The organism is Nocardia sp. NPDC004260 (genome assembly GCF_053603155.1).
In genome coordinates this window covers 67,792-76,178 of the sequence record NZ_JBSGEZ010000027.1, presented here as the reverse complement: position 1 = coordinate 76,178, position 8,387 = coordinate 67,792, and the positions used below count along the sequence as shown (strand labels likewise).

Annotated in this window: 5 protein-coding genes; 3 read left to right on the top strand and 2 right to left on the bottom strand. The window is 69.1% G+C overall.

Features of this window, described 5'->3' with window-relative positions:
• Positions 1-257: 257 nt before the first annotated feature.
• Entirely contained in the window at positions 258-830 is a 573-nt protein-coding gene (locus tag ACWEO7_RS17800; RefSeq protein ID WP_452424534.1) for a hypothetical protein, read from the bottom strand.
• Positions 831-3,962: 3,132 nt separating this feature from the next.
• Here ACWEO7_RS17800 and ACWEO7_RS17795 point away from each other — a divergent pair.
• From ACWEO7_RS17795 to dnaG, 3 genes are all read left to right on the top strand, one after another.
• A complete protein-coding gene (locus ACWEO7_RS17795) occupies positions 3,963-5,117 on the top strand; it encodes an FIST signal transduction protein (RefSeq protein WP_452424533.1) in 1,155 nt (384 codons plus the stop codon).
• Positions 5,114-5,863, top strand: a complete 750-nt coding sequence (locus ACWEO7_RS17790) for a Mut7-C RNAse domain-containing protein (RefSeq protein WP_452424531.1) — start codon at positions 5,114-5,116, stop codon at positions 5,861-5,863. The genes ACWEO7_RS17795 and ACWEO7_RS17790 overlap by 4 nt, the downstream gene beginning before the upstream one ends.
• 87 nt (positions 5,864-5,950) lie before the next feature.
• Complete coding sequence (gene dnaG, locus ACWEO7_RS17785) at positions 5,951-7,870, top strand: DNA primase (protein ID WP_452424529.1); 1,920 nt, start codon at positions 5,951-5,953, stop codon at positions 7,868-7,870.
• Positions 7,871-7,940: 70 nt separating this feature from the next.
• On the opposite strand, the gene ACWEO7_RS17780 is transcribed toward dnaG, so the two are convergent.
• Positions 7,941-8,186 (bottom strand): hypothetical protein, encoded by a 246-nt coding sequence (locus ACWEO7_RS17780; protein ID WP_039796811.1) that lies wholly within the window; start codon positions 8,184-8,186, stop codon positions 7,941-7,943.
• Positions 8,187-8,387: the final 201 nt, after the last annotated feature.

Sequence of the window (8,387 nt, the reverse complement as noted above, 5' to 3'; positions counted from 1 at the left end):
ATGGACGGACGACGTCCGGCAGTGCCTATTTCTGCGTACCTCCGCCTTCGCTCCGGCCATGCGCGGGGGCTATGGACGGACGACGTCCGGCAGTGCCTATTTCTGCGTACCTCCGCCTTCGCTGCGGCCGTGCGCGGGGGCTATGGACGGACGACGTCCGGCAGTGTCCATTTCTGCGTACCTCCGCCTTCGCTGCGGCCATGCGCGGGGTCAAGGGCGATTGTCCGGCTGCGCCTTTTGGACCCGTATCGGTGGTGTCACGCCGACAGATCGTCGGAAGACTCGGCTCGGGCCATTTTCACCAGCGCGCCGTGCAATTCCTTGGCTGACGCACTCGCTCGTTCGCCCCGCAGAATCACCTCGGTGAAGCCGTCGATCAAGGCCCGGCCCGGATCCAGCAGGCCGAGACCACCACCGCCGCCACGCAGCGACTCGTTGATCAAAGTTCGCAAAGCTTCTTGCCGAGCCCGGAACCCACCGGCGACGTCCAGAGCCCCCGCGAATTCGCGCACCACCGCCGTGTACACCGGCCGCTCGGCAGGCCCACGGCGACGAAAGATCCGGCGTGTTTCCACCGAAGCCGACCGCGGCGGATACAAGGCCGCCCGGTCCAAGAGCATCCAGATCGCGGCATCGGCCGACTGTTCCGCGGTCGGCTCGCGCTCCGGTCGCGGGCGCGATTCCGCGTCGTCGGTGAGCTCGACGCCCCGCAGCGGCATCGGGTATTTCGTGAGCAGCTCATCGATAGTGGACGCGATCTCACGGACCACCTGGACACCGACATTCGCGGTATCGAACCCGACGACTTCCAATCCATGCCGCGCCGACATCTCCCGCGCGATTCGGAGTGCCTCGGCTGGATCGGGGGTATCGGCCTGCTCGGGGACTGCCGGGCGGTGTGCGGTGGTGCTGCGTTCGCTGGGTGCGCGACCGGCTTTCCGGGCGGATGCGGGGTCGGGTCGTTGGACGGGTACGCCTGCGCTGCCGGTCTGCGCCGATGAGGCCGAATCGCTGCGGCGAACCGAGATGTGGTCGGCGGCGCGGGGGACGGCCTGGCGAGGGCGCGCGACGTCTGACCGTGGCGATCGTGTCGAGTCATGAGCAGTGTCGACAGGATCGGACCCGCCAACGGTGTCCGTCTGCCGAGCATGTCCGGGTCGGGGCGCGGCACCGCTGTCCTCGATCGGCGGGGGCTGGTCAGGTGCGTCGGTCTGCCGGTCGAGCGGGGCAGCCTCGGCGCGGTCGGGCGGAGGGACGCGCGCGGAATCGCCCCGTCTCGTGGGGTCTGCCGTGTGACCGGCGTTGCGATTGGCTTCGAAGTTGTCTGTGCTACCCGGCTGCTGGATGGAGCTGCCTGCCCTGTGGATCCGTGGGTGGTATCCGGCGCGGTGGACCGAGATAGGGTCGGTCGTAGCAGCGCTCGGCGAAGGGGATTGCGGGCCGGGCGAGGCGTCGAGCCAGGAAAAGCGCAGGGCGTCGATCCACGGAAGGGCGGCCGAGCCTGGAGAGGTATCGGTTTGCCGCCGCGATACGGGTTCGTCGGTGGCATCCGCCTGCCGGATGGGCGCCGAGCCTGCCCGCTGCTCGGCCGCCGAACCGGCCGTGGCGTCGATCGGGGGAAGGGGCTGGGAGAGTGATGCGGTAGCTGCCGGGGCGGGTGCCGCCTGGTCGGTGGAGTCTGTCGATTGGTGGGGTACCGATTCGTCGGCGCTGATTGTGGGTTGGGGGAGGTTCGCGTTGCGGATCAACTGGTCGGGCGTTGAACCTGCCCGCGGCTCGGCTGCAACGTGTTTCGTAGTGTCGTTCTGAGGATTCGGTTCGGGGTGGACCTGGGTAGCTGCCTGCGGGGGCGGTGCCACCTGGTCGGCGGTGTCCGTAGATGGGTGGGGTTCCCGGGCGGCGGTGCTGATTGCCGGTTGCCGGCCGGAAAAGCGCGCGCTGTCGACCGGCTGGTCGGGCGTTGAGGTTGTCTGTCGTGTGGTGGCGGGGTGCTCTGTGGCGTCGATCTGGGGGTTCGGTTCGAGGTAGAGCGTGGTAGTTGCCGGTGCGGGTGCCGTCTCCTCGGCGATGTCCGTCGGTGGGTGGGGTTCCCGGGCGGCGGTGCTGATTGGCGGTTGTTGGCCGGAGAGGTCTGTGTTGTCGATCGACGGTGTAAGTGCTGCGTCGGGAACCTGGAGGGCTGCAGAGTCGGTGGGGCGGTCGGGCTCAGGGGAGGACGCGGCGTCGGTCTTCGGAGTGTGCGTGGGTTGGGCGGTCGTTCGGCGACGTTCGAGCTCGCCTGCGCTGCTGGACTGATGGGTGGGCTCGATCCGTGCCGAATGGGGTGGGGTATCGAACTCGAACGGGAGCGGCGAGTCGTCTGCGATACCGGACGTCGGGGTGGTTGCGGTGCCGAGGGTCGGGTCGTCTTGCGGGGTGACCGCCGGAGGATGCGGGTTGTCGGCTTCTTCGATGGGTGCGACACCGCCGGTGGCGTGGATCGGGACCAGGTGCCCGGGGTCACCGGTGCGTTCAGGGAGCGCAGGTTCTGTCGTTCGCGGGACGGGCTTCGGACGGGATGCGGGGCCGGTCTCCGGAGCGGACGGGGTGTCGTCAGCCGTACCGATATGTCGCGGTGGTGCGATGGCTTCCGGCGATTCCGTTCGGCGGATCGGTTTCGGATGTTGCGTGCCGTTCGTCGCGCGGAATCCCTCGGCATCGGTGCGCCGCGCTGAGGTCCGGTGCTCCTCAGCGGTGGTGTTCGTGGAGTCGGTCGGTGCGGAGGCGCCGGTGGAATCGGTTGGCCGGGCCGGTGCAGACTCGCTCCGGGGGCCCGGTGCGAGGGTCGGCTGTGCGCTCTCCGGTCGCGGTATCGAGTCTTCGGCGATCTCGATGTCCAGACGCGGCGGAAGACCGCCGGCTCTGTCGGCCCGCGGAGCGGATACCTCGTGGCGCGGGTCCCCGATCTCCGGGATGTCCTCGGTGCGGTGCGCTCTTTCGACCGGTGGGCTGGGTGCGGGGTGGGTCGGCTGATTCGATGGGCGGCCGTCAGGGGACCGGCGGCCGGATGCGGTATCGACCCGAGGACGGGGTGTGGCGTGCTCGCCCCGGTCCGTCCGCCGGATCGACGCCGGAGCAACGGTGACTGGGGGTGGAGGGCCCTCGGCGACAACCGAGCGCCGGACGGATACCGGCTCGTCGAGGGTGTCGGTTCGGTGACTTGCCGGTTCCAATTGGGGATGACGCCCCGCGGCCGGTCGGCGTACGGGTGCGGACAGCTCTGCCGAGACGCCGATCTCGCGGGCCGCGGATCCGTGAACCGGTGTGCCCGGCACCGCCGGATATGGCCGGACCACGCGCTTGGACCAGGGCGTCTCTTGGGTCTTCCGAGACCATGGCGTCGGCATCGCCTTCCGCGCGGGCTCGGCCGATGGCTCCGGCGCAAGCACCCGGCTCTCCGGTGCGGGCGCCAGGACAGGCAGTGCTGCGGCATGATCGAGCCGGTCGCCGTCGACGAGCCCTTCCGCGGAGGCGATGGCTGCCTTCAGTTCGCCGACCGTCCGGGAAGCGTCGGCAATGAGCCGCTCCAAGGTAGAGACCATCGCGCGCAGCTCGCCCGTGTCGATCCGCGACGGCTGACTCACAATGTCTCCCGCCTGTCCTCATCAGGTCTTGCCGCGGTGCGCCCAGCCCGCGCCGACACTCTGATCTCGGGTGACCGAAAACAGACTGTGGTCCCGGCCATTGTCGCTCAAATCCGCCGGACCTCTCCGGGCTGGGAAGATCGATTGTGCGGCGCCGCCGCCGAACAGCTATCGATTCGCAACCTGTTCGTCGCCCTTGTCGCTCCGCTCGTGGAGCTGAGGAATCTCCGGCCCGCCCCTCGCATCGGGCCACTTGGCGGTACCGGCTCGGCAATGCCGATGAAAAGCGCTGTGCAACAGGTGAATTCACTGGAGCCCCAGGTTGGCTACCATGGAAGGGTGCGGATCGGAGTAGGGCTCTCCACCGCGCCCGAAGCGCGGCGAGCGGGCATGGAGGCCGCAGCGTTCGCCCGCGACCAGATCGCGGGCGAAGCGCCGTCGCTCGCTGTGCTGCTCGCGTCCCGCGTGCATACCGACGACGCCGTCGAGGTGCTCTCCGGCGTCCACCGGACGGTCCGGGTGCCCGCCCTGATCGGATGCGTGGCGCAGGCGGTGGTGGCGGGTCGCCGTGAGATCGAGGACGAACCCGCGGTGGCGGTGTGGCTGGCCTCCGGACTGCCCGCAGCCGAAACCTTCCAATTGGACTTCCTTCGCACGGCCAGCGGCGGGCTCCTCGCCGGCTATCGCTTCGACAAGGCCGCACGCGACTTCCACCTGCTGCTGCCCGACCCCTACTCCTTTCCGGCCGATCTGCTGCTGGAGTACGTGAACACGGATCTGCCCGGCACCGTCGTGATGGGCGGGTTGGTCAGCGGCGGCCACGGCCCGGAAGGCAGCCGCCTGTTCCGCGACCACGCCGTGGTGACCTCGGGCGCGGTCGGCGTGCGTCTTCCCGGCCTGCACAACGTGCCGATCGTGTCCCAGGGCTGCCGTCCGATCGGCAACCCCTACACGGTCACCGGCGCGGACGGCACGGTGATCACCGGACTCGGCGGTCTGCCCCCGATCGAGCGGTTGCGTCAAATCGTGGCCGTGCTGCCACCCGACCAGCAGGAAGAGCTCGCGCGCGGCCTGCAGATCGGGTTCGTCGTCGACGAGCACCTGGCCGACCCCGGGCAGGGCGACTTCCTGATCCGCGGTCTGCTCGGCGCCGACCCATCCAGCGGCGCGATCGAGGTGGGTGAGGTCGTGGAAGTCGGCACCACCGTCCAATTCCAGGTCCGCGACGCGATCGGAGCCGACCACGACCTGCGGACCGCGCTGGCGCGGGCGCGCACCGACCTTTCCGTACGTCCGGCCGGTGCGTTGCTGTTCACGTGTAACGGACGCGGCCGTCGGATGTTCGGTGTGGCGGACCACGACGCCACGACCATCGAGGACTTGCTCGACGGCATCCCGCTCGCGGGTTTCTTCGCCGCCGGTGAGATCGGGCCCATCGCGGGCCGCAACGCGCTGCACGGATTCACCGCATCCATGGCGCTGTTCGTCGAATGAGCGTCGATCTCCGGGTCTACGCCGAGCTGAACGATTTCCTGCGGCCCGGCGAGCGATACACCGTGCTGCGTCGGCCGTGCCGCCCGCACCAGACCGTCAAGGACGTCATCGAGGCAGCGGGCATTCCGCACACCGAAGTGGACCTGGTCCTCGTCGACGGAGAACCGGTCGACTTCGACCATCACCCGTGCCTCGGCGGGCGGATCACCGCGTATCCCGTGTTCGAGACACTCGACATCGGCCGCGTGACGCTGGTCCGCCCGCATCCGCTGCGTGAGCCACGGTTCCTCGCCGACGTGAATCTGGGCGGTCTCGCCAAGCTGATGCGGCTGCTGGGTCTCGACGTGCACTGCCGGTGGGAGGCCGAGGACGCCGAACTCGCCGAGGCGTCCGCGGCCGAGCACCGGATCCTGCTCACCCGTGACCGAGGGCTGCTGAAGCGCCGCAACGTCACACACGGCGTCTACATCTGGTCGGACCAGCCGATCGAGCAGGTCGTGGAGGTGATCCGGCGGCTCGACCTCGTCGCGTGCCTCGATCCGTTCACCCGCTGCCTGCGCTGCGGCGGCGTCGTCGCCGAGGTCGGCAAAGCCGAGGTCGAGGATCGCCTCGAACCGCTCACCCGTCGCTACTACGACATTTTCCGGCAGTGCCGCGATTGCGGCCGGATCTACTGGCAGGGTTCCCACCAGTCACGTCTGGCCGAAACGGTCGCGGCGATCCGCGCGGAACTGGATCGCTCGTGATTCCCCGCTCGAGGGCGCCTTCGCCCGGAACTCGCGGTGTCGAGCCGCCCGGGCGCGTCGGCCCCGCCTTCGCCTAGACTCTCTGCCGTGGCCGGACGACTTCCTGATCGTGATATCGCGGCAATACGCGAGCGCGTCCGGATCGAAGACGTGGTGGGGGAGTACGTCGCGCTCAAGCGCGCCGGAGCGGACTCCATGAAGGGCCTGTGCCCGTTCCACGACGAGAAGTCGCCATCGTTCCACGTGCGACCCAATCACGGCCTGTTCCATTGCTTCGGCTGCGGCGAGGGCGGCGACGTGTTCGCCTTCCTGCAGAAGATCGAGCACGTCGGGTTCGTCGAGTCGGTCGAGCAGCTGGCCGACCGGATCGGTTACCAGATCAACTACGAGGGCGGCGGCACCTCGGTGCAGCGCGATCGCGGCACCCGGTCCCGGCTGGTCGCGGCGAACGCGGCCGCGCACGAGTTCTACGTCGCCCAGCTGCGCGAGCCGGAAGCCGAAACCGCGCGCAAATATCTCACCGATCGCAACTTCGACGCCGCGGCCGCGCACCACTTCGGCTGCGGCTACGCCCCGGCGGGGTGGGACACGCTCACCAAGCACCTGCTTCGCAAGGGGTTCGACTTCAAGGAGCTGGAGGCGGCCGGGCTGTCCCGGCAGGGTCAGCGCGGCCCGATCGACCGTTTCCATCGGCGGCTGCTGTGGCCGATCCGCAACCTGTCCGGTGACGTCATCGGCTTCGGCGCCCGCAAGCTCTTCGACGACGACACCATGCCCGGTAAGTACATCAACACCCCGGAAACGTTGCTGTACAAGAAATCCCAGGTACTCTTCGGCCTGGATCACGCCAAGCGCGAGATCGCCAAGGGGCACCAGGCGGTCGTGGTCGAGGGCTACACCGACGTCATGGCGATGCACCTGGCCGGGATAAAGACCGCCGTGGCCTCCTGCGGCACCGCATTCGGCGACGACCATCTCGCCCTGTTGCGCCGCCTGATGATGGACGACAATTTCTGGCGCGGCGAGATCATCTATACCTTCGACGGCGATGCCGCGGGCCAAGCGGCGGCCCTGAAAGCCTTCTCTGGTGATCAGAAGCTGGCCGGTCAGACCTACATCGCGATCGCGCCGGACGGGCAGGACCCGTGCGAACTGCGGCAGCACTCCGGTGACGCCGCCGTGCGCGATCTGGTCGCCCGCCGAACCCCGTTGTACGAGTTCGTGATTCGCGGTCTGCTGGCCGACCACAACCTGGACACCGCGGAGGGCCAGGTGGAGGCGCTGCGCCGGGCGGTGCCGGTGGTCGCGCAGATCAAGGACAACGCCCTGCGCAAGGCCTACGCCACCAAACTGGCCGGATGGGTCGGCTGGGACGACATCCAGACCGTGGTGCGCCGCGTCGGCGAGGAAGCCAAGCGGAACCGCAACGGCGGCGGGCAGGCGGGCGCGGGGCGTGCGCCCGCGCCGCGCCAGGTGGTCGCCGAACATCCTGCGGCACGGCCGAATCCGAACGATCCCACCCTGCTGCCGCAACGTCAGGTACTCGCCGCCGCACTCCAGTACCCGGCGATGGCCGGAGCGGGTTTCGACGCGCTCGAGGCCGAAGCCTTCACCCACCCCGCCTACTCGGTCCTTCGCGGCCTGATCGCCGAGGCGGGCGGTACGGCCGCCGGGCTCGGCGGCGCCGAATGGGTCAACGCCGTCGCCGACGGCACCGAGGACCTGACCGTGCGCGCCCTGCTGTCGGAGCTGGCCAACGAGCCGCTGCCGGTGAAGTCGGAGTCCGACATCCCGCGCTTCGTCGCCGGTGTCCTGGCGCGCACCCAGGAGGCCTGGGTCGGCAGGCAGATCGCCGAACTCAAGTCCAAGCTCCAGCGGGTCTCCTCGACCGAACAGCCGGAGGCCTACTTCGCCCTCTTCGGCGACCTCGTCGCCCTCGAGCAGTACCGTAAGAGCCTGCTCACCCAGGCGATGGGCAACCACGGGGACTTCGCCACCGGGGCCTAGGGTCGATCAGGTTCGTGATTCCTCGCACACAGTCCGACTGGTGCGAGGATCGGTCACAGCATGTGCGGGGTCAGCGACGGAGCTGGTCGTGCGGTACCAGGACGGTGGTCCGCTCGTCGATCGGCTCCATCGGCTCGAGGCGGGGGCGAGTGCTGAGCTTGTCCGCCAGTTTCTGCCTGCCGACGAGCACGAGCTTGCGGGTCACCGGGCTCTCGGTCAGCGCGCGGGTAGCGGCGCTGATCTGCTCGTAGCGAGCCCGCCCGGCCTTACTGCCGAGTACGTAGCCTGCCGCCACGCCGATGATCAACCGCAGCATCTCGATGTGCTCCTCCCAGTTGCCAGTTCGCCGCCCCCATCCTGCCCGACACCCCACACGCCTGTCGATCCGGACACCCGGTGGCGACGCCCCCGTCTCTGGAGACAACTCAGCAGGTAGCGACGCGATTTGGGCCTCCGCCCAGCGATACGCTAGAGTTTCTCCTCGGCCCGCCCGATACCAACCGGACGAGCCAAGGGC